The sequence below is a fragment of the Vibrio ulleungensis genome (assembly GCF_016900875.1).
In the GTDB taxonomy this organism is placed as follows: Bacteria; Pseudomonadota; Gammaproteobacteria; order Enterobacterales; family Vibrionaceae; genus Vibrio; species Vibrio ulleungensis.
In genome coordinates this window covers 1-23,388 of the sequence record NZ_JAFEUM010000003.1, presented here as the reverse complement: position 1 = coordinate 23,388, position 23,388 = coordinate 1, and the positions used below count along the sequence as shown (strand labels likewise).

Annotated in this window: 25 protein-coding genes; 15 read left to right on the top strand and 10 right to left on the bottom strand. The window is 45.3% G+C overall.

Features of this window, described 5'->3' with window-relative positions:
* Positions 1-6: 6 nt before the first annotated feature.
* From JQC93_RS08700 to JQC93_RS08685, 4 genes are all read left to right on the top strand, one after another.
* Positions 7-264: an HPr family phosphocarrier protein gene (locus JQC93_RS08700; RefSeq protein ID WP_205158071.1), complete on the top strand. Its 258-nt coding sequence runs from the start codon at positions 7-9 to the stop codon at positions 262-264.
* Positions 265-442: 178 nt separating this feature from the next.
* Positions 443-2,164 carry a phosphoenolpyruvate-protein phosphotransferase PtsI gene (gene ptsI / locus JQC93_RS08695; RefSeq protein ID WP_205158070.1) on the top strand — a complete coding sequence of 574 codons (1,722 nt, stop codon included), beginning with the start codon at positions 443-445 and terminating at the stop codon, positions 2,162-2,164.
* A gap of 105 nt (positions 2,165-2,269) precedes the next feature.
* A complete protein-coding gene (crr, locus tag JQC93_RS08690; RefSeq protein ID WP_205158069.1) occupies positions 2,270-2,779 on the top strand; it encodes a PTS glucose transporter subunit IIA in 510 nt (169 codons plus the stop codon).
* A 233-nt stretch (positions 2,780-3,012) separates the two neighbouring features.
* Positions 3,013-3,513: a hypothetical protein gene (locus JQC93_RS08685; protein WP_205158068.1), complete on the top strand. Its 501-nt coding sequence runs from the start codon at positions 3,013-3,015 to the stop codon at positions 3,511-3,513.
* A gap of 117 nt (positions 3,514-3,630) precedes the next feature.
* Here JQC93_RS08685 and JQC93_RS08680 read toward each other — a convergent pair whose 3' ends face one another.
* From JQC93_RS08680 to JQC93_RS08665, 4 genes are all read right to left on the bottom strand, one after another.
* Positions 3,631-4,770 carry a flagellin gene (locus tag JQC93_RS08680; protein WP_205158067.1) on the bottom strand — a complete coding sequence of 380 codons (1,140 nt, stop codon included), beginning with the start codon at positions 4,768-4,770 and terminating at the stop codon, positions 3,631-3,633.
* 517 nt (positions 4,771-5,287) lie between these two features.
* A complete protein-coding gene (locus JQC93_RS08675) occupies positions 5,288-6,421 on the bottom strand; it encodes a flagellin (RefSeq protein ID WP_205158066.1) in 1,134 nt (377 codons plus the stop codon).
* 93 nt (positions 6,422-6,514) lie between these two features.
* Positions 6,515-7,414 (bottom strand): Dyp-type peroxidase, encoded by a 900-nt coding sequence (locus JQC93_RS08670; RefSeq protein ID WP_205158065.1) that lies wholly within the window; start codon positions 7,412-7,414, stop codon positions 6,515-6,517.
* 21 nt (positions 7,415-7,435) lie between these two features.
* Complete coding sequence (locus JQC93_RS08665) at positions 7,436-7,891, bottom strand: DUF2919 domain-containing protein (protein ID WP_205158064.1); 456 nt, start codon at positions 7,889-7,891, stop codon at positions 7,436-7,438.
* 109 nt (positions 7,892-8,000) lie between these two features.
* Here JQC93_RS08665 and JQC93_RS08660 point away from each other — a divergent pair, with 109 nt between their 5' ends.
* Entirely contained in the window at positions 8,001-8,345 is a 345-nt protein-coding gene (locus tag JQC93_RS08660) for a DUF2956 domain-containing protein (protein ID WP_205158063.1), read from the top strand.
* Between the two features lie 62 nt (positions 8,346-8,407).
* Here the strand turns inward: JQC93_RS08660 and JQC93_RS08655 are convergent, their stop codons facing one another.
* A complete protein-coding gene (locus tag JQC93_RS08655; RefSeq protein ID WP_084886296.1) occupies positions 8,408-8,692 on the bottom strand; it encodes a winged helix-turn-helix domain-containing protein in 285 nt (94 codons plus the stop codon).
* Positions 8,693-8,871: 179 nt separating this feature from the next.
* Here JQC93_RS08655 and JQC93_RS08650 point away from each other — a divergent pair, with 179 nt between their 5' ends.
* Genes JQC93_RS08650 through JQC93_RS08640 form a run of 3 tightly spaced genes read left to right on the top strand, consistent with a single transcriptional unit; the run spans position 8,872 to position 10,625 of the window.
* Positions 8,872-9,222 carry an ArsC family reductase gene (locus JQC93_RS08650; protein WP_205158062.1) on the top strand — a complete coding sequence of 117 codons (351 nt, stop codon included), beginning with the start codon at positions 8,872-8,874 and terminating at the stop codon, positions 9,220-9,222.
* Positions 9,223-9,248: 26 nt separating this feature from the next.
* Positions 9,249-10,385, top strand: coding sequence for a succinyl-diaminopimelate desuccinylase (gene dapE / locus JQC93_RS08645; RefSeq protein ID WP_205158061.1), 1,137 nt, complete (start codon positions 9,249-9,251; stop codon positions 10,383-10,385).
* A gap of 9 nt (positions 10,386-10,394) precedes the next feature.
* Positions 10,395-10,625, top strand: coding sequence for a DUF2897 family protein (locus tag JQC93_RS08640; protein ID WP_205158060.1), 231 nt, complete (start codon positions 10,395-10,397; stop codon positions 10,623-10,625).
* A 102-nt stretch (positions 10,626-10,727) separates the two neighbouring features.
* Here the strand turns inward: JQC93_RS08640 and bamC are convergent, their stop codons facing one another.
* Together bamC and dapA are read right to left on the bottom strand one after the other, a co-directional pair.
* Positions 10,728-11,750 (bottom strand): outer membrane protein assembly factor BamC, encoded by a 1,023-nt coding sequence (bamC, locus tag JQC93_RS08635; RefSeq protein ID WP_205158059.1) that lies wholly within the window; start codon positions 11,748-11,750, stop codon positions 10,728-10,730.
* 12 nt (positions 11,751-11,762) lie between these two features.
* Complete coding sequence (gene dapA, locus JQC93_RS08630; protein ID WP_205158058.1) at positions 11,763-12,653, bottom strand: 4-hydroxy-tetrahydrodipicolinate synthase; 891 nt, start codon at positions 12,651-12,653, stop codon at positions 11,763-11,765.
* A gap of 139 nt (positions 12,654-12,792) precedes the next feature.
* On the opposite strand from dapA, the gene JQC93_RS08625 reads away from it, so the two are divergent.
* From JQC93_RS08625 to JQC93_RS08615, 3 genes are all read left to right on the top strand, one after another.
* Entirely contained in the window at positions 12,793-13,377 is a 585-nt protein-coding gene (locus JQC93_RS08625; RefSeq protein WP_205158057.1) for a glycine cleavage system protein R, read from the top strand.
* Positions 13,378-13,582: 205 nt separating this feature from the next.
* Entirely contained in the window at positions 13,583-14,047 is a 465-nt protein-coding gene (gene bcp, locus JQC93_RS08620) for a thioredoxin-dependent thiol peroxidase (RefSeq protein WP_205158056.1), read from the top strand.
* 379 nt (positions 14,048-14,426) lie between these two features.
* Positions 14,427-16,487 carry a DUF3466 family protein gene (locus tag JQC93_RS08615; protein ID WP_205158055.1) on the top strand — a complete coding sequence of 687 codons (2,061 nt, stop codon included), beginning with the start codon at positions 14,427-14,429 and terminating at the stop codon, positions 16,485-16,487.
* A gap of 173 nt (positions 16,488-16,660) precedes the next feature.
* On the opposite strand, the gene JQC93_RS08610 is transcribed toward JQC93_RS08615, so the two are convergent.
* Positions 16,661-17,737: an AI-2E family transporter gene (locus JQC93_RS08610; RefSeq protein WP_205158054.1), complete on the bottom strand. Its 1,077-nt coding sequence runs from the start codon at positions 17,735-17,737 to the stop codon at positions 16,661-16,663.
* A complete protein-coding gene (locus JQC93_RS08605; protein ID WP_205158053.1) occupies positions 17,721-17,918 on the bottom strand; it encodes a sulfurtransferase TusA family protein in 198 nt (65 codons plus the stop codon). Before JQC93_RS08605 ends, JQC93_RS08610 begins: the two co-directional genes overlap by 17 nt.
* A 198-nt stretch (positions 17,919-18,116) precedes the next feature.
* Here JQC93_RS08605 and bepA point away from each other — a divergent pair, with 198 nt between their 5' ends.
* From bepA to JQC93_RS08590, 3 genes are read left to right on the top strand one after another with little or no spacing between them, the layout of a single operon-like run.
* A complete protein-coding gene (bepA, locus tag JQC93_RS08600; protein ID WP_205158052.1) occupies positions 18,117-19,571 on the top strand; it encodes a beta-barrel assembly-enhancing protease in 1,455 nt (484 codons plus the stop codon).
* A gap of 20 nt (positions 19,572-19,591) precedes the next feature.
* Positions 19,592-19,942: an arsenate reductase (glutaredoxin) gene (arsC, locus tag JQC93_RS08595; protein WP_205158051.1), complete on the top strand. Its 351-nt coding sequence runs from the start codon at positions 19,592-19,594 to the stop codon at positions 19,940-19,942.
* Entirely contained in the window at positions 19,942-20,364 is a 423-nt protein-coding gene (locus JQC93_RS08590) for a DUF2069 domain-containing protein (RefSeq protein WP_205158050.1), read from the top strand. Before arsC ends, JQC93_RS08590 begins: the two co-directional genes overlap by 1 nt.
* Positions 20,365-20,529: 165 nt before the next feature.
* On the opposite strand, the gene JQC93_RS08585 is transcribed toward JQC93_RS08590, so the two are convergent.
* Positions 20,530-21,810 carry a DUF2066 domain-containing protein gene (locus tag JQC93_RS08585; RefSeq protein WP_205158049.1) on the bottom strand — a complete coding sequence of 427 codons (1,281 nt, stop codon included), beginning with the start codon at positions 21,808-21,810 and terminating at the stop codon, positions 20,530-20,532.
* Between the two features lie 181 nt (positions 21,811-21,991).
* Here JQC93_RS08585 and JQC93_RS08580 point away from each other — a divergent pair, with 181 nt between their 5' ends.
* Positions 21,992-23,233 (top strand): uracil-xanthine permease family protein, encoded by a 1,242-nt coding sequence (locus JQC93_RS08580; RefSeq protein WP_205158048.1) that lies wholly within the window; start codon positions 21,992-21,994, stop codon positions 23,231-23,233.
* Positions 23,234-23,388 lie beyond the last annotated feature (155 nt).

The window sequence follows — 23,388 nt, the reverse complement described above, 5'->3', positions numbered from 1 at the left end:
AATCACATGTACGAGAAGCAAGTTGAAATCACAGCAGAAAACGGCCTACACACTCGCCCAGCTGCACAATTTGTAAAAGAAGCAAAATCTTTCGATGCAGACATCACTGTGACTTCTAACGGCAAGAGCGCAAGTGCAAAAAGCTTGTTCAAGCTACAGACTCTAGGTCTGGTTAAAGGCACTTTGGTGACTATCTCTGCTGAAGGTGCTCAAGCTCAAGAAGCTGTTGACCACCTAGTTGCTCTAATGGATGAGCTACACTAATCCGTTACCATAGTTAAACATCTTAAAGCCACTGGGGTAAAAACCGAGTGGCTTTGTTGAAATAGGGCCCTGATTAAACTAAACCTTAGTAATTAATTGGGTGAGCAACACTGTTTCATTCTGCACAACTTCCGTAACTTACCGCTAAAATAGGTAAGTCTCCGATAAAGGTAAGATTATGATCTCAGGCATTCTAGCATCTCCAGGCATCGCGTTTGGTAAAGCACTGCTTCTTCAAGAAGACGAAATTGTTCTAAACACACAGAAAATTACTGCTGACCAAGTCGACTCCGAAGTCCAACGTTTTTTCGATGCGCGTGATAAATCTGCAGCACAACTAGAAATTGTAAAACAAAAAGCACTTGAAACTTTCGGTGAAGAGAAAGAGGCCATTTTTGAAGGCCACATCATGTTGCTGGAAGATGAAGAGTTAGAAGAGGAAATCCTCACTCTCATCAAAGACGAACACATGCATGCAGATAATGCAATTCACTCTGTCATTGAAGAGCAAGCGACGGCTCTCGAGTCGTTAGACGACGAATACCTAAAAGAACGCGCCACAGATATCCGTGATATCGGTACGCGTTTTGTTAAGAATACTCTGGGCATCAACATCGTGTCTCTCGCTGATATCGATGAAGAAGTGATCCTAGTGGCTTACGATCTTACCCCTTCTGAGACTGCTCAAATCAACCTAGACTACGTTCTTGGTTTTGCCTGTGATATCGGTGGACGCACATCGCACACCTCTATCATGGCACGTTCACTTGAACTACCAGCGATCGTTGGCACTAACGACATCACCAAAAAAGTGAACAATGGCGATACGCTGATCTTGGATGCAATGAACAACAAGATCATTATCAATCCATCAGACGCTGAACTAGCTGAAGCGAAAAAAGTTCGTGACGACTTTATCGCCGAAAAAGAAGAACTGGCTAAGCTAAAAGATCTTCCAGCGATTACCCTAGACGGTCATCATGTAGAGATTGGCGGTAACATTGGTACGGTTAAAGATTGCGAAGGCATCAACCGCAACGGTGGCGAATGTGTTGGTTTGTACCGCACAGAGTTCCTATTTATGGACCGCGACGCACTGCCAACTGAAGACGAGCAATATCAAGCTTACAAAGACGTTGCCGAAGCCATGGGTGATAAGTCTATTATTATTCGTACTATGGACATCGGTGGTGACAAAGATCTTCCATACATGGATCTTCCACAAGAAATGAACCCATTCTTGGGTTGGCGTGCGGTTCGCATCAGCCTAGACCGTCGTGAAATCCTTAAAGATCAATTGCGTGGTATTCTGCGTGCTTCCGCACACGGCAAGCTTCGTATTATGTTCCCGATGATCATTTCAGTTGAAGAGATCCGTGAGCTTAAGAGCGCTATAGAAGAATACAAAGCAGAGCTACGTGAAGAAGGTATCGCCTTCGATGAAAATATCGAAATTGGCGTAATGGTTGAAACTCCAGCCGCTGCTGCGATCGCTCACCACCTTGCGAAAGAAGTCGCATTCTTCTCAATCGGCACTAACGATTTAACCCAATACACATTGGCTGTTGACCGTGGTAACGAGTTGATTTCTCACCTGTACAACCCACTCTCTCCAGCTGTTCTTACTGTGATTAAGCAAGTTATCGACGCTTCTCACAAAGAAGGTAAATGGACGGGTATGTGTGGCGAATTGGCGGGCGACGAACGCGCAACATTGCTCCTACTTGGTATGGGTCTTGATGAGTTCTCAATGAGCGGTATCTCTATCCCTAAAGTGAAGAAGATCATTCGCAACGCAAACTTTGCGGAAGTGAAGGTTATGGCCGACGAAGCCCTTCAGATGGCTACTGCGGCAGAAATAGAAGCTCACGTAGACCAATTCATCGCGAAGCATTCATAAAATTAGGCAATTCAACGTAATAGACGGCAAAAAATGTCGTCTATTTTCGTGAGTTGTTGTACTATAATTCGGACAGAATTAATAAATACTTAGGAGCACGACACGATGGGTCTGTTTGACAAGCTAAAAAAACTGGTATCTGACGACAACGTTGATGCTGGCGCTATTGACATTATTTCTCCACTGTCTGGCGAAATCGTAAACATTGAAGATGTGCCAGATGTAGTATTCGCTGAAAAGATCGTTGGTGACGGTATTGCTATCAAGCCCGCAGGCAACAAAATGGTTGCACCTGTAAACGGCACCATTGGTAAGATCTTCGAAACTAACCACGCATTCTCTATCGAATCAAACGACGGCATTGAGCTATTCGTTCACTTTGGTATCGACACTGTAGAACTTAAAGGCGAAGGTTTCACACGTATCGCTGAAGAAGGTCAAGAAGTTAAAGCAGGCGACACTGTTATCGAATTTGATTTGGCTTTCCTAGAAGAAAAAGCAAAATCAACTCTAACGCCTGTTGTTATCTCTAACATGGACGAAATCAAAGAGCTGAACAAGCTTGCTGGTGAAGTTGTTGTTGGTGAAACACCTGTACTACGCGTTACAAAGTAAGCGTTAACCGTTTATGAAAAAAACCACCTTCGGGTGGTTTTTTTGTATCTAAAGACAACGTAAGTGGCGATAACAATTAGGTCATACAATAATTTCTGGTTAGCTAACTTGTTGATTTGAAATGTGACGCACTCCCATCGGTTTGCACTAGTCTATTCCAAAAACTCGTTATAAAGTATCTGATTAGTTATCACTTCATCAAAAATCTCGAAGCCTGACATAAGGAACATGACATGCATTCCAGAGCTATCTTACTTTCATCTGTCACTATAACCCTTGGGGTACTGGTCTCTTCTCCCGTATCTGCGTTGTCGTGTACCGACAGCAATTGGGATCGAACCATGAGCAAAGATCGGTCGATGATGCGACACTATAATGAAGGCGTAGAGCGTTACGAAGACATTTGCACCTATGACTTCAAATATAATGCGAGTAACTATCGCGATAGGATTAATTTTCTCCAATCTAGAATTGATGAAGCCTTTGCACTGGTCGACTATTTTGATATTACGCGCGAAAAATTAGAAGACGTAGAAGACCGTTGGTACGCACTGCACGAAAGTTGCGACGGAGTAAATGCCGATTCAGCCTACGACAATTACGAAATCACCTACGACTTTGGTAAAGAAAACATATTTGGTGGCGAATATGATGTCGATATTGTGGATGACACCTTTGAGTGCATCAATAATATGAAATCCCAAATTGCAGAAATGCGTTTAGAGTTCGAATAGACATTACCGTGCTGTTGCAAACCGTGTCGCTGAAGTATATTCAACGTCGTCATTCGTAAGGCAATAAAAAAATCCAGCCGAAGCTGGATTCTTTTTGGTGCTTTTTAGACTTAACGATTAGCCAAGTAGGCTCAGTGCCGAGTTAGGCGCTTGCTTAGCTTGTGCTAGGATTGACGTAGACGCCTGACCTAAAATTTGAGATTTAGTCATAGAGGTTGTCTCTTTAGCAAAGTCGGTATCTTTGATACGGCTTTGAGATGCATTAACATTTTCGTTAATGTTATCTAAGTTGTTGATTGCGTGGTCAAAACGGTTCTGGAATGCCCCCAGTTCTGCACGATGACTGTCAACAGACTTAAGCGCTGTATCGATGATAGAAACCGCTTCTTGAGCGCCCGCTACAGAGGTTACATCAATGTCGTGTACCGTCTTATCAACACCAGCACCCATTGCTAGATCAGAGCCCAATGTTCCCGCAAAAGTCACTGCTGTGGCGTTATCAACGTTGTTGTTGCCAGAGAACACTTGTAGCGTACCATCTTCGCCAACCGACGCTTGTAGGTCGTCAGTCTGACCGTTGATGTAAGTAGCAAGTTGCTCGATGTCGTCGCCAACTTTAGCTGTGATGTTTAGAGTTTGAGCTGCGCCATCTTTGTCGGTGTAAGAGATGTCTAGTTGCTCAGTACCCGCTTGTACAGTCCAGTCAGGTGTTTTTGCACTGCCTGAAACAAATGATTTACCACCCATGTCTGCTGTATCAGAGCGCATGTTGTTTAGTGTTAGCTGAACCGCTTCACCGCTGTTCGAGCCAATTTGGAATGATTTAGTACCGTGTGTACCGTTAAGAAGGCGGTTACCACCAAATGCTGTAGTCTCAGCAATACGGTTTAGTTCGTTATCCAGTGCACCGATTTCTTCTTGAATCGCTACACGCTCTGCTTTTGAGTTTGAGCCGTTCGCAGATTGCAAAGACAAATCACGCATACGTTGAAGGATGTTAGTGCTTTCATTCATTGCACCTTCTGCAGTTTGCGCAATAGAAATACCATCGTTAGCGTTGCGTACTGCAACTTCTAGACCGCGGCTTTGTGCGTTTAAGCGGTTAGAAATTTGTAGACCAGCTGCGTCGTCTTTTGCACTGTTAATGCGAAACCCTGATGATAGACGCTCCATAGAACCTTGTTGTGCTGATGATGCGTTGTTTAGGTGACGTTGAGCGGTCATTGCTGCTACGTTAGTGTTTACTGAAATTGCCATAATAGTAAGTCTCCAATTGATTTTCCGGTTAGTGCGGTTTTCGACGTCTCGAAAAACCAAGTTGTTCTCTCAAAGTTACTTTTATTAACGACACGGATTGGAAAAGCTTTAACGAAAAAAGAGGTTTTTTGGCCTAAATAACGAAAATAAAAAAAAGTCTTTCGAATGACTAAAGTTTGGCTGATACACGTCGATACAAGGTAGAAAAACCATTCTTTTGCTTGTCAGAAATTCCTTTATATTTAAAGCGTTAACTCATAAGCAAGTCAGAACACCCACCAAGGCTAATCATCCCCTTCGCTATAATGCTTACATTTTAAACCGCACAAGTTTATGCACTCACAGCCGCACTTTTCGTCTCTATTGCATACCCTATTGACGCAACGTATTAACCCTGTGTGCCGCGCTTGATTATTCATGGTTAAGCGAGAAATGAGATGTGGCCAATATGTCAGAGGACGCTTTATCCCGTTGATTAATGCTCACACTAAAGTGTGCATCTACTGGACAATTAAGGTTATGACAGTAGCGTGAGGGCTAAATTAGGCGTTTGTTTTGCCTGCGCTAATATGGTGGTAGAAACTTGTTGTAAGATTTGCTGCTTGAGCATTGCCGTGGTTTCTTTTGCGTAGTCGGTATCTAAGATTCGACTATTCGATGCCGACAAGTTTTCTTGAGTATTCGACAGATTGTTCAAGGCATGCTCAATACGATTTTGGTTGGCACCCAAATAGGCCCTTTGAGAATCGACATACTCGAGCGCACTGTCGATCATCGATACCGCTGACTGAGCGCCACCAACACTGCTAATATCCACTTGCTTGATAGAGGACACTTGTGTTGATAAACCACCAATTTGCGTCGCAAACGAGCCGCTAATAGTAAGTGCACCGGCCCCTTTTGCTGTGGCACGAACCAGTTGCAGTTGACCTTGTTCATCCACCGAGGCACTGACTTCGTCGGTTTGCCCATTGATATAGGTTGCGACCTGTTCTAAATCGTCACCCTGTTTGAGTGCAAGCGATAACGATTGATTCTGTCCCAGGTTGTCTTGCCAGTTCAGAGTTAAGTCTTGATTGCTAGCGTCTACACGCCAGTCAGAGCCGACAGGAAGGTTTGCAGTATGAACAGCACTACTCATACCAAACGCGTCACTGCGCATGTCCATCAGGGTTACAGCAACTGCCTCGCCAGCGCTGGCACCGATTTGGAAACTTGATGTACCAAAGCTACCATTTAGCAGGCGCTGACCACCAAAGCTTGTGGTTTCGGCAATGCGGTTAAGTTCATCGTCTAATGCCGCAACTTCTTGCTGAAGCGCCTCTCTTTCTGCAGAGCTGTTTGAACCATTTGAGGATTGCAACGACAAATCTCGCATACGCTGCAAGATGTTAGTCGACTCCTGCATCGCGCCTTCGGCGGTTTGCATAATAGAAAGGGAGTCGTTGCCATTGCGCATCGCAACGTCAATGCCTCTAATTTGGGAGGTGAGTCGATTGGATATCTGTAAACCCGCCGCATCGTCTTTAGCACTATTAATACGGTGCCCAGACGCTAGCCGCTCAAGCGATTGATTGAGCAGTTGTGTTGACTGATTTAATGACCGCTGCGCCTTAAGAGCTGGCACGTTGGTCGCGATAGTGATCGACATAGCCGCGTCATTTTACCTAAATTTAGGGTTCTCAATGATAGCGGCCATGGTAATAGGAACTTTAGCGATTACGCTTAATTTTTATGCCAATGATTACGCTAGAGCAGCCAATTGCTGTTGTGACGGAGCGAAGTAGTAAGCGCTGTTAACCGCTTTTGTAAAACGTAAAAGCTGATCATAGGTACCATCTGTCACACCATACATGCTGTCTAACATGGTTTGAATATTGTGCATGCGATTACAGTAGCTCAAGAACAATAGACCATGCTCACCCGACACAGAGCCATACGGTAAGCTGTGACGAACAATTTTTAGTCCTACACCTTCTTCCTTAATGTCTACACGGCCTACATGAGAGTCTGCGGGTACATCATCCAACTCGATAGAATCTGGCTTAGTACGACCAATCTTGGCTTCTTGCTGAGCAACAGACAGCGCATTCCACGCTGGCATTTTGTGTTCAAAGCGTTGTGCTAACACAAAACTGCCACCGGCGAACTCACCACCATCAATTATAGCGACTTCTTCTCTATCAGCCTCTGTGACTGGGTTTTCAGTCCCATCGACAAAGCCGGTCATGTCACGAGCGTCTAAATAACGGAACCCGTAGGTTTCATCGACCACGTTTAGGTTTTCTGCCATCCCTTCCAGTAACTTGCTCAGCATGTAGAAATGCAAATCATGGCGTGTCGAGTGAAGGTGAACCAACATATCGGCTTGAGTCGCTTGCGCCGACAACTCCCCTTCACCTAATGTGGCAAATGGTACCAAATCGCTTGGGTACGCAGCGCCAATACGCTCAAAAAAAGGCGCTGAAAAAGCAAAGGCTACTGTCAATTGCGCATTTGGATCCTGCTTGTTCAGCTCGTCAACCAGCGCGGGAATGGTATTAATGCGCGCCAAAACGTCTTGCGCGTTATTGACGATATCTAACTGTACGTAAAGGGCAAATGGACCCGCTTGTGGCACAATCGCCGACTGAGGTGTACTCATAATTTTTTCTCCACCAAAAACTTAAATCATTACGTTATTAAAACTTGCTCGAGCTCGCTTACTGGTTTTAATGTAAAGCAAACTCCAGAATAATATGAGTAGGGTAATCCCATAACTCCAAGAAAAATGCCCTGCATGTTGTACAATGACCTTCGCCGTAATCACCGTTTGTACAACAAGACAAACCAAAGTGAGAGTTTGTCCATATTGAAGCCAACGATTCAATCGCAAGCGCTCTCGATTGCGCAAGCCGATCAACCACATCATCGCAGCGATGGGAAGCGAACTGAGCATCAGGCCATACAGTTCATTCATATTAGGCAGCAAAATAGGTAATACGTCGTCACCTTGCGAACGACTCGCCGCAGACAAAACAAAAATGATCCACCCACGGCATAGAAAAAACCATATCAGCCACTGATAGGTGGTCGGTTTTAAAAACCCTTCATTATTGTACTCGTCAAACGCGTATATCACTGAACTACTCTTAGCCTTGTGCCAACTAGCATTCTGCAAGTTACGCAGATGCTGGGCGAATAACAAAAGTATATAATGCGGTTCTTACTTCCCATTATCCAGTGCTTACATGAAAAAAAACACCGTAAAAGCGTCTGTTGAAACTCAAACAGAGGCAATGAAGATCGCCAATGCTACGCAAACGCCAGGTCAAACCAAAGCGCAGACTAAGCTTATTGCCCAAGGTATCGAGAAAGGCATAGCGCTGTATAAAAAGCAGCAAAAAGAAAAAGCGCGCCAAGCCAGCAAAGAGAAAAAGAAACAAGCCAAAATGAAACAACAAACGTCGGTGAGCACCAGTGCGAATAGTGAAACTGCCACAACGACCGACACGTCGGCCGAACCATCACGTTTACCTTGGATCTTACTGGTGATCAGTTGGGCTGGGTTTATCGGGCTACAGTTTTGGGGATAATAATGAGAAACGGGTAAGACTGAATCGCGCTAGTCTTACCCGTTGTTATTAACTATCTGATACTAATGCACTTTGAGAGTCGTGCGAATGTCATTCTCATGAGAGTAGACCCAGTCCTTTTCTACAGGGCCCCAATCAGAAAGCTGATAATAACCGTCATTGTGGCGTCGACCATCTTGAACAAATGCCACTTTAATGCCGATTCCAGGTAGCGCTTTCAAAACATCCTGAATCGTTCGCCTTGGCCAGCCGGTTAACTCAATCAATTTTGGCACGTTGGGTTTTTCTATTGTTTCTACCAACATGGCCAAATACAGCCGCCTTGCGAATACCGGACTTAACTCCATGTCACCTCCTAAATATAATGTCCATTCATTATTCGGGGTTTTTGCGCACGGCATGTTGCGTTTGATCAATAAAAAAAGGTCAAATAATCAATTATTGTTCGCTTTTCAAGGTGTATCACCGAACAGTCTTTGTTAGGATTTACTGCACTTTACTTAGGATCAGGCGAAAAGGAGAGACAATGGCCGTCATTATGTATGGTATTCCAAACTGCGATACCATTAAAAAAGCCAAGCGTTGGCTCGATGAGCAAAACATCGACTACACATTTTATGATTACAAAAAACAACCTGTGACAGCCGAATTGGTCGATGGCTTTTTTGAACAGCTTGACTGGACTCAAGTGGTTAATAAGCGCGGTACAACCTACAGACAGCTTGATGATGCGACTAAGCAAAACTTAGCGTCGGACAATGCAGCCGAATTACTCATCAGCAACCCTTCGATGATAAAGCGTCCCATTCTTTCGGTAGATGGCGAGCTTACTCTCGGTTTTAAACCAGACCTATACGCCCAGCTTTTTCAACGCTAATTTGACTACTACTATTTGAGACTCCTATGACCACACCTACCCTTTCTTTAGCTTGCGATCTTATTAATCGCGAGTCTGTGACCCCTGTGGATGCGGGGTGTCAAGAAATGATGATTGAACGACTCAAAGCCCTTGGGTTTTCTATTGAAGTGATGGTATTTGAAGATACCACCAACTTTTGGGCTCGCCGTGGCACCGAAGCACCTTTGTTTGCCTTTGCAGGCCATACTGATGTTGTACCCTCTGGCCCTATTGACCAGTGGCATACCCCTCCTTTTGAAGCCACCATTATTGATGATCACCTTCATGGTCGCGGCGCAGCCGACATGAAAGGTTCATTGGCATCAATGATTGTTGCAGTTGAAGAATTTATTGCACAGCACCCAGTTCACAAAGGCTCAATTGCCTTTTTAATCACCTCAGACGAAGAAGGTCCATTTATCAATGGTACTACCCGCGTAGTCGATACATTGATGGAACGTGGCGAGCTCATCGATATGTGTATCGTTGGCGAACCCTCTAGCACCACCGAAGTTGGCGACGTAGTCAAAAATGGACGCCGCGGCTCTATTACTGGTGATATTACCTTTAAAGGGATCCAAGGACACGTCGCATACCCGCACATTGCCAAAAATCCAGTGCACGGAGCATTGCCCGCATTAGGTGAGCTTGCCTCTACTCAATGGGATGAAGGTAATGAGTTTTTCCCACCGACCAGTTTTCAGATCCCTAACCTGCAAGCTGGAACGGGCGCATCAAATGTGATCCCTGGTGAGTTTAATGTGCAATTTAATATGCGTTTTAGTACCGAGCTAGATAACCAGCGAATCCAACAAAGAGTCCACTCGATACTCGATGCACACGGTCTAGACTATCAACTAGATTGGACATTCAATGGCGACCCGTTTTTAACGGATAAAGGGGCGCTACTCGATGCCGTAGTAGCTGCAGTAACAAAAGTAAATCATAAAGCACCTCAGCTGCTCACCACCGGTGGAACTTCCGATGGACGATTTATTGCAAAAATGGGTACCCAAGTCATCGAGCTAGGACCGGTGAATGCTACAATTCATAAGGTCAATGAGTGTGTAAGCATTACAGACTTAGAAAAACTGACCGAGATGTACAAGCAAACACTCATTCATTTGTTTGCTCAATCGTAGGAGAGAGTCATGGAGTGGCTGCTAAACCCTTGGGTAATTAGTATTGTTTTACTGGCCGTTGTTGTAGGTAACTTAATGGTACTTAAAAACACCGCCAACGTTAAAGCGCCCAAACAGAGTAAAACCACCTCCGATATCGATCGCTTAACGGAGATAGAGAAGCAGAATCGTCAGAAGATCCATCGTAAGGAGCCCACAGATCCAGACAACTCTGGTGGGGATGCCTCTTCGGGTGAGTAGCTGTACGTTATCCTAGTCGCTACTAGCAACAATCAATGTAAGCATTAAAAAAGGGAGCCTGATAGGCTCCCTTTTCATATTTCTCGATTCATTAAGAGATGATCAAGGTTCCTGATTTATCATATGCACAATGACCGGTACCATCTCTTCGAGCCAGCTTTCAGTAACAGGTTTGCCGTCTGCGTCAGTTACGTTGATTGACGTACGGTTACCTAAATCACCGAGCAAAAACGTATACGTAGCATCATCAAGAGACAGTGGTGTAACACCGACTTCTTGCCAAAACTCATCGTCTGGTGAGACATATTTTGCCTTCACTTGCCCCTGGGACTGATTACGATCTTCGATGGTAAAGCCCATAGATGGCAGCAGAGTTGGGACACGTTGCCAGAATAAGTTGTAAGGAGTACGCGCAATAATGACCGGTAAGCCGCCCTTATCGGTACCCATACTAATTGGAATATTCTTAACCAATTGTTCCGCTTCTAAGGCAGCGGCATCGCGTATGTTTTGATCGTATTTTGACGTTACACGGTTGGTCATAAAGGTGTTGTAACGCTCGCGGTTGGTTGTAGTCGCAAGCTTAACCGTATTGCCTTCTTTCCACTCCGTCAATTTGACCGAAAATCCGAATCGACCATTCGCTTCGAGCTTACTAAACTCGTGACGCGAATATAGCGCTTGCTCTTCATCGGGGGCAAGCCACTCAACCCAACCAGTTTCTATCAATTGGTCGGTTTCAGATTCTATTGGTAACTTCTCTTCATCGATAAGCTGAAGCAATGTATCCCAAACGCGATCGCGCTCATCGGCATTCAACAGCCATACTGTTGTGTCACCATAGGTTTGTTCATAGCGAGCGCCTGGAATCAACTCTAATATTTGCTGTGGTGGACGTATGTCCACTTCGCGGCCCACGTCACCAGCATAGTCCCCTTCAGGAATAATGTAGTTTGGGTACTGTTCGTATTCTACACCTTCTGGAAGAACGAGAGGTGACAGAGGATCAGTGTCTAAATAACTAAAATCATCTTTAGCTTGGCGACGTTCAGCCGGGTTACTTGAACAACCCGCTAAAATAATAACAGCTAATGCACATGGCACTAGCTGATGACGAAATCTCATTGATGCTCCCAATTAACTTTGGACTTTCTGTAAACCAGCTTGTTGCATAGCTTTGACGACAACAGGCTCACAAAGTTCACTCATTGGAGTTAATGGCAAACGCAGTACATTGTTATCAATCAAGCCAATCTGCTGTGCAACCCACTTAACAGGGATTGGGCTGGACTCAACAAAGAGATCTTTGTGCAGTCCCATTAGGCGTTGGTTGATGATTTCAGCTTCTTCGAATTCACCTTTTGCTGCCAACTTGAACATGGTGGCCATATCGCCCGCAGCCACATTGTTGGTCACAGAGATTACGCCATTGCCACCAAGCTTCACAAAATCGAGGCCTGTCATATCGTCGCCACTGAGCAAAATAAATTCTTCACCGCATAACTCGCGGTGCTTAGCAACACGGTCAAGATCGCCTGTTGCATCTTTTAACGCCACAATGTTGTCGATTTTTGCCAATCGAGCGACGGTCTCAGGTTGAAGATCGACACCAGTACGTCCTGGAACGTTGTACAAAATAATCGGCACTTCGCTCACTTCTGCGATCGCCTTAAAGTGCTGATACAGACCTTCTTGAGTAGGTTTGTTGTAGTACGGAGTCACGCTTAAGCAGCCAGCGATACCAGAATGGTTTAACAATTTGCTGAAAGTCACCGCTTCATGAGTCGCATTTGCGCCAGTTCCAGCTACCACAGGAATTCGCCCTTCGGCATATTCGACAACCTTAGTCACAACCTTGACGTGTTCTTCTACGGTTAAGGTAGCTGATTCACCGGTTGTACCAACTGCAGCAATGGCATCGGTGCCTTGCTCTATGTGGTGTTCAACCAGACGCTTTAAGTTGTCAAAATCGACCTCGCCATCGGACTTGAAGGGAGTGATCAACGCAACGATACTTCCTGAAAACATGGTGCTCTCCATAATCTTTATTCTTCTTGCATACTACTGTAATGCGCCTAGCCAATACAAGGATCAAATCGACCTTTGTCGAGGTCAAACCGCCTGATATACATTATGCCCACGCTTAGGTGCGGTAAACTGTGAGCTTGTGTTAGAATTGCAAAATACGACACGCTCGAACGGTGAAAAAGTGAACTATTTAGTCATCAATGCTATTGGTAGAGACAGACCTGGAATCAGCCATCAATTGTTTAAGCTTATTTCCCATATAGGCTGCAATATCATAGACAGCAAAATCTCGTTGTTTGGCGAGGAGTTTACCTTAATGATGTTCATTTCCGGAAGTACGGTTCAAGTGACACAAGCTGAGACGCAGTTGTCTCGTTTTTGTGCCGAAAATCAGCTGCTTTCAACCATGAAACGTACTGAGCTCCCAACTAAGACTAAACCGACTTACCGGTTAGAAGCTAACATCGAATGCAGTGATCGTAGAGGTATTGTTGAAACCTTTACCGAGTTTTATGCCTCAAAAAATATCGACATCGATTCTATGACAGCAAAAACCATCAACATAGCTGCGACTGATAACCAGAGTGAAAAACGTTTTCAGATCAGCGGTGTCGCTCATGTCGACGACACAGTTAACCTCATGCAACTTCAAGAAGATTTTGACCAAATGTGCTCAGAGCACAACATTCAAGGTACTTTAGATTTCATCAATACCGTCTCTTAATTTGCAACTTGTAAGAGTGCTGTCTCCACTAATACATCTGTGATACTTGCGGTAACCTTTGCTCGGTACCGGTGAAACTACTAGACAGAGCAGCAACTTATCGACAAGAATGCACACTCTAAACGATGACTGTTTATTCACTGATTGTGGCCGACTCCGCGACTTATGGACACAGTACCAACTGCTTAAAGGTAAGGAAAAGACTATGGCAATCGAAGCCGGACAGAGTGCTCCAGATTTCACTCTAAATGACCAAGATAACAACCCAGTAACCCTTTCTGAGTTAAAAGGAAAAAAAGTACTGCTCTACTTCTACCCTCGTGCGTCAACGCCTGGTTGTACTGTTCAGGCTCAGGGACTACGCGATACTAAAGCTGAACTGGATGCACACAACGTAGTGGTACTTGGACTAAGCCCAGACACGCCTAAAAAGCTGACCAACTTTATCAACAAACAAGAATTAAACTTCACGCTCCTAGCGGACGAAGATCATGCGGTGTGTGAGAAATACGGTGTTTGGCAACTCAAAAAGTTCATGGGACGCGAAAACATGGGTGTAGTAAGAACCAGCTTCCTCATCGACGAGTCCGGCAACTTAGAGCACGTATTCAATAAATTTAAAACCAAAGATCACCACGAAGTCGTATTGGATTACCTAAACAGTAAGTAAACCAACAACCTCGAGCCGGTGATTGACGGCTAAAAAATGGATTTCAACCGCTGAGTTCGTTAGCGTTATCAGTCGTTGGAATCCCCATTATCTGTCAGCTACATCATTGTTTAAATTGCAACGATTCTCCATCGAAGTGTTACCGCTTTTCCCCTTAAAAATGCTTCCAGAGCCCTTCCCATCCCATTAGCTATCTATTGCAATATAAACTCCCAAAGATATTGTTCATCGACCATACCGCAGTGTTTCTGCTTAATACCCCGTAAACACAGTAGTTCTTCATAATTTCTCCATAATATCTACTAACTCTATACGTAGCCTTTAAGCCTTAAATGCACACAGGCTGTCGCTATCGACCGCCTTTTACTTGCAGGTCGACATGGAATTCCAAAAGCCCCCGTTTCACCCCTCACTCTTAACGCTCACACTGTTTACCACCTTTAGCGGTCAAGCCGCGCTCTATCAAGCTGTAGAAGTCGGCTCGCCAACAGAGTCGGTTGAGTCCTACGGTATCGCGCTCGAAAATGAACTTGGCTCGACAGACTGCTTTACCGATTATTGCGCCGAATACAGCTACCTCATGGCCGGAGACACTCTAAATGCTACGGAAGGCTTTTCGTTAAAAGACGAAGTTCTTTATGGCTATGACAACGGATTTTACTATCTCGACTACGACGACCTTGAAACGTATTGCGACTATGAGTACGGCTACTCTACCTGTGAGTTCTGGGCGTACTATCACTGGTATGGTGACGAAAGCAATGACATCGGTGGTCTTAAAAATGAGCGCGAAGCTTATTATCAATCCAATTACCAACAAAATGCGACGGCATTTTTCCGCAGTGAAACCAGCGAATTCATCCCAGATGAAGGCAGTTACGCGCCACCACTCACTGAATACAGCTATTGGTTCGTTGAAGGTACAGAAGAGAAAGTCGTAAATACCGTCGATGACGATGACGCTGTGATAGGCAACACCAGCAGTGGTTACTATAACTACAACGATCATTACGTTCGGCTATATAGAAGTCGAGGGTACTATTTGAGTAGTGATGAGACCATTATTCTCGAGCCTGAAGCTGAAGAAGGCATGACTTTGACTGATGAAGAGGGTGAACAATATATAGTAAACCAAATGGGTTCCACCTCGGCGTTTGACACCTTTACTTACAGCGGCGAAAAGTATGTGGTGGGAAGTGCCGCCGTTGCGCCATTTGTCTACGACGACAGTGACAAAGATTACGACTCTGAAAACACCTCTGACAGCGACAATGAAGACGTCACTAACTGCGTAGACGATTACTCAGAAGATAGTTATGAGCCCGCACTTCAACCTGAATGCCAAAATTTTGGTTTTGCGCATAAAGCCTTTATTTGGAACCTGACAGACAACGATGGGCCAAATACCGACAGCAATCGCTTTGCAGTTACCGACTGGCAAACCGACACTAGCGATGAATATGAATATAATGACGACGCCTATTCCGCTCAAGCCAGTGTACGGGCCGCCGCTATTGCTCAAACAGGCAGTTATGACTCATTGCCAATACTCGTCGGATACAATACCGCTGTTGATGACTACAATAATTTTTATATGCAAGCGGCGGTATTTCGCCCAAGCAACCTAAGCGCATTTGAGGTCACTGAAAATGCGTGGCAAACCGTATTTATCGATAATGTAGAGGTAGAAGAAGAGGACTACATCTATAGCAGCTCCATGGCGACTGGGATTAATGACAATCTTGTCGTCATCGGCCACGCAAAACGCGATGGTGATAACCCTTACAACGGTGTATCCGATGATCGAATGTTCGTTGCAAATGCTGCTGACACGACCCCAAGTGCATCTTTTTTCGATAACCATGGACAAGATGTTTTCTTTGATAGCGCCGCCGGCAACGCCAATGCGATAAATAACTTTAACGAAATTGTCGGGTTTGTCGATGCAGAAAGCTTTCGCGAAGTGGACAGTAAGCAACGTGACCATCGAGGATTTATCTATCCTTATGATGAACTTGGAACCGATGAATCTCGTCTCGCGCGATTTAAGTCGCAACCGTGGTGGTTAGATGACTTAACTAATGGAGGCGAGTATAGCTCGCAAAACAATCACTTTCGCATTATTGACGCCTCCGATATTAACGATGCTGGCGTTATTTCGGCGACCGCAATTCAATGCTTTGAAGATGAAAGTGCTACGTCGTCAATGGAGTATGATTCCACCGAGCACTTTTCTTACTGCAATGAAGGCGTCGGTGATGAACGAGTGGTTGCGGTTAAATTGATCCCCATTCAAGGTGCAGAAGCTGCTGATATTTCTCAGCGCACCGAAGATACTTCTGTAATCACTCGAAATGGCGCGAGCCTTGGCCTCTATACTTTCCTAGTATTATTCGGATTAGGAAGCATTAGACAAGTGCGAAAAAGAAAGAAAAAGTGAATGCACTTTCCTTACGAAGGCGAGAAATGCGCATTGAGCAAATGTTGGCTTCCACCTGCTAAGCGTTAACAGCATGGGCTTCACAGCTAACCCGTTCGTTAAGAAGTTAGGCCTATAGTCAAAATGCTAGCCTAAAAGCAAAAGCCTAGCTCGGTAAGCTAGGCTTTGTCGTATTACGCCGCTTTTTTGGTATCGTCTTGCTGTACCGTTTCGGGAAGCGCATTAACCACCGCTTTGACCAGCGTGGCTAATGGAATGGCAAAGAATACCCCCCAAAAGCCCCATAAGCCGCCAAACACCAGCACCGAGACTATAATGGCCACAGGGTGAAGATTTACCGCTTCAGAAAACAAGATCGGCACCAGCACGTTGCCGTCTAAAGCTTGGATCACGCCGTATGCAGCTAACAGCCAGTAAAACTCTGATGAAAGCCCCCACTGGAACAGCCCAACTATCGCAATCGGTATAGTGACGACAGCAGCACCGATGTAAGGAATAAGTACCGAAAAGCCAACCGCTAGCGCGAGCAAAGCAGAATAACGCAGCCCTAATAGAGCAAAGGTAACGTAACTTACTGTCCCAACAATCAAAATCTCCAGTGCTTTACCACGAATGTAGTTAGAGATTTGCTGATTCATCTCTGTCCACACTTTGTTCGCCAATCGGCGGTTTTGTGGAAGAAATTGACTAAAACTTTGTATCAGCTCGGTTTTATCTTTGAGTAAAAAGAAGATCAATAATGGGACTAATATCGCGTACACGCCAACAGTGGCTAAACTCACTAATGATGCTAGGGAACCTTTTACAACCGACTCACCCAATTTCATCATATTGTTTTTCGCATCCACAAGTAAGCTTTCCACCGAAGCGATGGTCGCAAACTCTGGGTAACGTTCAGGTATGGTGCGAATGTAATCTTGCAGCTCGAGATACATGGTTGGGATATCGTTGATGAGGTTAACGACTTGCTGCCAAATGGTTGGGATCAAACCAAAAAAGGCAATTAAGGTAAAACCACAAAATAGCAGCAGTACAATAACGACCGACAATACTCTGGGCACGCCAAACTTGGTCAACCGGGCGACTGGCCACTCCAACAAGTAAGACAATACGATGGCCACCAACAACGGCGCAATCAGATGTCCAAAGAAATAAATTGTGACAAATCCAATCAGCAGAATAGCCACTAAGCTCACTGCATGGGGGTCAGAAAAGCGCCGCTTATACCAGCGGTTAACCATTTCTAGCATTCAGACTCTCTCTATAGACGGTGATTTCGTAGTACGTGTGTTGGAGCACCTCAACAGTGTACCCTACTCGTTCGAAATAACGAACCATATCCGCCACAGATGCCCCCTCTTGTGAAAAGATTTTTAACACTTTCTCATCTGGCGTGTTCGCACGAGCACGTTTGGCAAGTAATAATGCCATTGGGCATCGTTCTGCGCGTAAATCTAGAATTATGGGTTTCATTGATGACGCTAAGTACCTATTATAGAACGACTCATTGTAGTGGCATTACACTGCGTTAGCACCCTTATTCCTATGAGAATGAAGCACAGTGCGAACCAAATGCCACTATTACAGTCTAATCGTTAGACACTCGTATTGGGAGAATGATAAACATTGATGTTCAAGCGCACGCAATCTGCTCTCTGCCTCGCCTTAAGCTGTTTGATAGCCGCCCCATCCACGTCATTTGCGTCTAATGAACTGCCTGACATTGGTACGGCCGCTGGCGGTACGCTGAGTATTAATCAGGAAAACGTGTATGGCGATGCTTATATGCGTATTATCCGCGCCAGTCAGCCGGTGATTGGCGACCCCGTTTTGAACGAGTACGTAGAAAGCTTAGGATTTAAACTGGTCGCAAACGCTGACGATGTTAAAACGCCTTTCCATTTCTTTCTAATTCGCGATCGCAACATCAATGCATTTGCATTTTTTGGTGGGTATGTGGCGCTCCACTCTGGACTATTTTTGCATTCTCAGTCTGAAAGTGAGTTGGCATCGGTAGTGGCGCACGAAATCGCGCACGTTACCCAGCGCCATCTTGCGCGAAGTATGGAAGATCAAGCAAGACGCACCCCATTGACCATTGCTGCACTAGCGGGTTCATTGCTACTCGCTATTGCTGCGCCAGAAGCTGGGATTGCCGCGCTAACTGCCACTCAAGCCGGATCAATGCAAGCGCAAATCAATTACACCCGAAGTAACGAAAAAGAAGCTGACCGATTTGGCATGTCTACATTAGTAAAAGCTGGGTTTGATCCCGCCGCCATGCCGCGCTTTTTTAGTCGCTTAGCCGATCAATATCGTTACGCCAGTACGCCCCCAGCATTTTTGTTGACTCACCCACTTCCTGAAGATCGTATCAGCGACAGTCGAGCTCGAGCAGAAAAACTGTCACCAGTTAAACTGCCCGCATCGACCAACTTCCACTTTGCTAAGGCGCGCATAATTGCGAGATACGTGGGGCTAGACCAAAATGCAGCACTGGACTGGGTAGGACGCACCACTAAAAAGACCACCAACAAAGAAGTATTGGCAAGCCTAGATTACGCCAAAGCCTTGGTCTATTTAGATAATAAGCAGATTGATGAAGCAGACACGATCCTAATGAAGCTTTTTGACATCTACCCAAACAACAATTTTATCCTCGATGCGCTGTCTGATTTGCACATTGCGAAAGAACAATTCGCCCAAGCTGAGAAGCTACTCGAAGATTCGTTAGTGCTCAAACCGAACAACCCTGTGCTACTGATCAACCTGGCTAACGTGCACGTCGAAGCACAGCAATACGACGTTGCACAACGAATGCTGCAACGATTTACGCATGAGTGGTCAAACGACAGCAACGGTTGGAGTTTATTAAGTAAAACGGAAGCCGCTATGGGGAACACAAGCGGCGAGCTGGCGGCGCGTGGGGAAATTTATGCTTTACGCGCAAACTGGAACAAAGCGATTCAGGTCTACACACAAGCGTCGCAAATCGCCGAGTTAGGCAGTCTAGAACAAGCGCGTTATGATGCGCGAATCGATCAATTACTGGTTCAAAGAGACCGGTTTATGGCACTACAATAATACACGGAGAAGTATATCCAATGTCTATTACCATTTATCATAATCCACGCTGTTCAAAAAGCCGTCAAACGTTGGCGCTGCTCGAAGAGCGCGATGTCGACATTCAAATTGTCAAATACCTAGACGCAGAACTCACTGTACAAACCATTGCTGATCTGTATAAAGCGCTTAATTACGACAATGTGCGTCAAATGATGCGCACCAAAGAAGCTGAGTATATTGACCAGAAGTTATCGGATGAATCGCTGACGGACCAAGCGCTGTTTGAAGCCATTGTTGCGACGCCAAAATTGTTAGAGCGCCCAATCGTCGTGGTAGATAACAACGCCAAAATGGGCCGTCCACCAGAACAAGTTCTTGAGCTGCTGTAATGACCTCTAAACCTTTTTTGCGTTTAGCGCAGGCCAGTTATTTCGCTCTACTTATGTGGGTCGTATTATGGCACAGCTACCTGTCTCCTCATGTAGAGGTTGGAGCTTTCGGGGTAGCGCTATTTTGGACGGTTCCGCTATTGTTGCCCATACCCGGCATTCTTAAGCAAAAAGCCTACACCTTTGCCTGGGCCAATTTCATCCTATTGCTCTACTTTCTTCATTCGCTCACCATGGTGTATGTCGATGAAGGAGAGAGGTGGTTAGCTGTGGTTGAGCTTGCTTTGACCACCCTAGCGTTCACGTTTTGCACGCTCTATTCTAGGCTTCGCGGTAAAGAGTTGGGATTGAAAATCAAGAAACTGTCCGAACTAAAGCAAGAAGAAGACGCCTATTTTGCCAATCAACGCCAATCGAAATAGCACCCGCTAGAGTCTTGAGGTTGTCACCTAAATTGAATTGTTGGACATAAAAAATGGGGCTGTATACATACAGCCCCATTTCTTCTTTTAAGGATTACTCTGTCCGAATTAACTATGATGCGCCGGAAAACTCATTGTCACCATTTAACCGGCGAGCCCACCAAACTAGTCAATCCAGACAAATCGATACAGCTCAACCACCGGCTGCTCTTCAACAATGACAGTACCGTCTTGCTCTAAGTCTGCCGGCTCTTGGCTTATGGTTTCACTGGTATCCGTTGCCGAAACACTAGGCTCTTGAAGATTGATTGTCGGAGCTTGCTCAACATCCTCACTAACTTCTGGAAGTTGGACTGGCTGAGGATCATCAACAGCACCTGTCAGGTCACCACTGTCAGTGATTAACGCTTCAGCTTCCTCTTCGACATAAGTATGTTCCAACGCTTGGATTTGCGAAATACGACTAATTTCTCTCTCAAAATCAAGGGGATCGCCAATCAAATTAAGGGTAAATGACACCTGATCCGCATTGATACGCTGAACATTTACCGAAGTAACAGACGGCAACGTCAGCAATGCTTTTTCAACAGCAAAGAACGTGTTCGCACCGGCCAGTTGTTCAAATTGAACATTTACGCTGCCCGTCGATTCACCAGTATGACGCTGTGCTCGCTTGTTGGCATAGAATCGAGCTAACTCTTCGACCATATCTTCAAGCGCGCCGTTGATTCGACCACCACTTTCACCAGTCACGGCATTAAGGCGTTTATCAGTTATGTATTGAGGATTGTCATCGTAGAGCGTCCAACGAACACGTTTATTGTTGTTTCCCTGGATTTTCACTACTAGCACCGCATCCGCAGAGTAGCGTAAACTTGCACTGGCAATGTCTTCTCTAAAGTCACCCCATAGTGAGGTAGACTCAATACCATTGATATCTTGAATATCACCCACAGGCACAATTAACGGTAAGCCACGCTCTTCTGCCAGTGTCTTAATGGTCTCCATGGTCGGTTTGGCCATTTGATCCCAGGCGATGTTGCGGCGATATCCTTCTTCTTCTACCACCCAAATCAGCACCGATTCACGTTCTTCGGGCCAAAACGGAATATTGGCTTGTGCCAATAGCGCTTGGATTTGTGTTGAGTTAAAGACCACACGCAGTGTTTCTTGGTCATCAATAGTGCTAACACTCATCTGAGAGACAAACCGACTACTGCGCTGCACACCTTTTTTAATCACATCGTTATTGATTGCGTCATTGTCACCTGTCGCTCTAAATATGACCTGTTGCATGGCTGTGCGTCTGGCAAGTTCTTCAGCATCAATATTGCTGTCCTCGGCCTGCTCTTCAATGACTTGCTCTACTTCAAATAGATTTACCTTCGTCATCGCCATAGTCGGCAGCGCCAAAAATACCAAACTTAAACATGCCCAAATTCGCATAGATTCAATCCTAGATGTACTTATTAGCAAGAATAATAAGCAAACCCGTTATCTGGAGCAAGAACTCCTTTTTTTCTCTATGAGTTAAACCCTGATAATCACTGAATAATTTGATCTGCAAACGATTGCTTTTTGTCATTTACTGATAGAATCTCAGCAGTTTTTTATAGGGATATGAATTATGCTTACAATTCTTCAAGGGGCACAAATGCTATTTGTTGCCTTTGGCGCTTTGGTATTAGTACCGCTGCTTACCGGTTTAGACCCCAATGTGGCACTGTTTGGTGCTGGTGTCGGAACCTTATTGTTTCAAGTCGTCACCAAACGAAGTGTCCCAATTTTCTTGGCGTCGTCATTCGCGTTTATAGCGCCAATTATGTACGGCGTACAAACTTGGGGTATTCCGGCCACCATGGGTGGCTTGATGGCAGCAGGTGTGGTGTACGTTGTTCTAGGTGCTCTTATCAAAGTGAAAGGCTCTGAGTTTATTCATAAAATCCTCCCACCCGTTGTTGTGGGGCCGGTGATCATGGTGATCGGTTTAGGTCTAGCACCTGTCGCGGTTAACATGGCTCTGGGCAAAACGGGGGATGGCGCTGTGCAACTGGTGGACGGCGACATAGCTATTTGGATTGGGCTGGCATCATTATTGACCACGATTTTGGTGAGCGTTTTTGCCAAAGGCCTGTTCAGCTTGATCCCAATAGTGTGCGGCATTGCCGTTGGCTATGCGCTAAGTCTGATTGTTGGCATCGTCGATTTCACGCCAGTTGCCCAAGCGGCGTGGTTAGGACTGCCTAATTTCACTTTCCCAGAATTTAACATTAACGCTGTGTTATTCATGATACCTGTTGCCATAGCTCCAGCCGTCGAACACGTTGGTGATATGCTGGCAATTTCTAATGTGACAGGCAAAAACTACATCAAGAAACCTGGCTTGCACCGCACAATGGCCGGTGACGGTGTTGCGACTATCGCGGCAAGTATGGTCGGCGCGCCACCGAATACTACCTACAGCGAAGTAACCGGTGCGGTCATGCTGACAAAAGCCTTTAACCCAGTGATCATGACATGGGCTGCTGTAACGGCCATCGTACTGTCTTTAGTCGGAAAACTAGGCGCACTGCTGCAAACCATTCCCGTACCGGTTATGGGCGGAATAATGATCCTACTGTTTGGCTCTATCGCTGCGGTTGGATTAAACACCCTCATCAAAAATCAAGTTGATCTACACAAAGCAAGAAATCTGGTGATTGTCGGTGTAACGCTAGTGTTTGGTATCGGTGGTATGGCATTTGGTGTTGGCGAATTTAGCCTACAAGGCATCAGCCTTTGCGGAATAGTAGCGATTATTCTTAACCTAGTACTGCCAAAAGATCTTGGTGACAGCCACGTAGTCGATACTGCCCAAATGGAAGATTAATTCTCAACACATAAAAAAACCAGTCGACACTATGAACTGACCCCCAATAGTTGGACACCAATTATTGGGGGTCTTTTTATGTCCAAATACAGCAGAGCATTAAAATGCTCTATAGCTAAACAATATCTACAAGGCGAAGGTTCATCTGAAGAGCT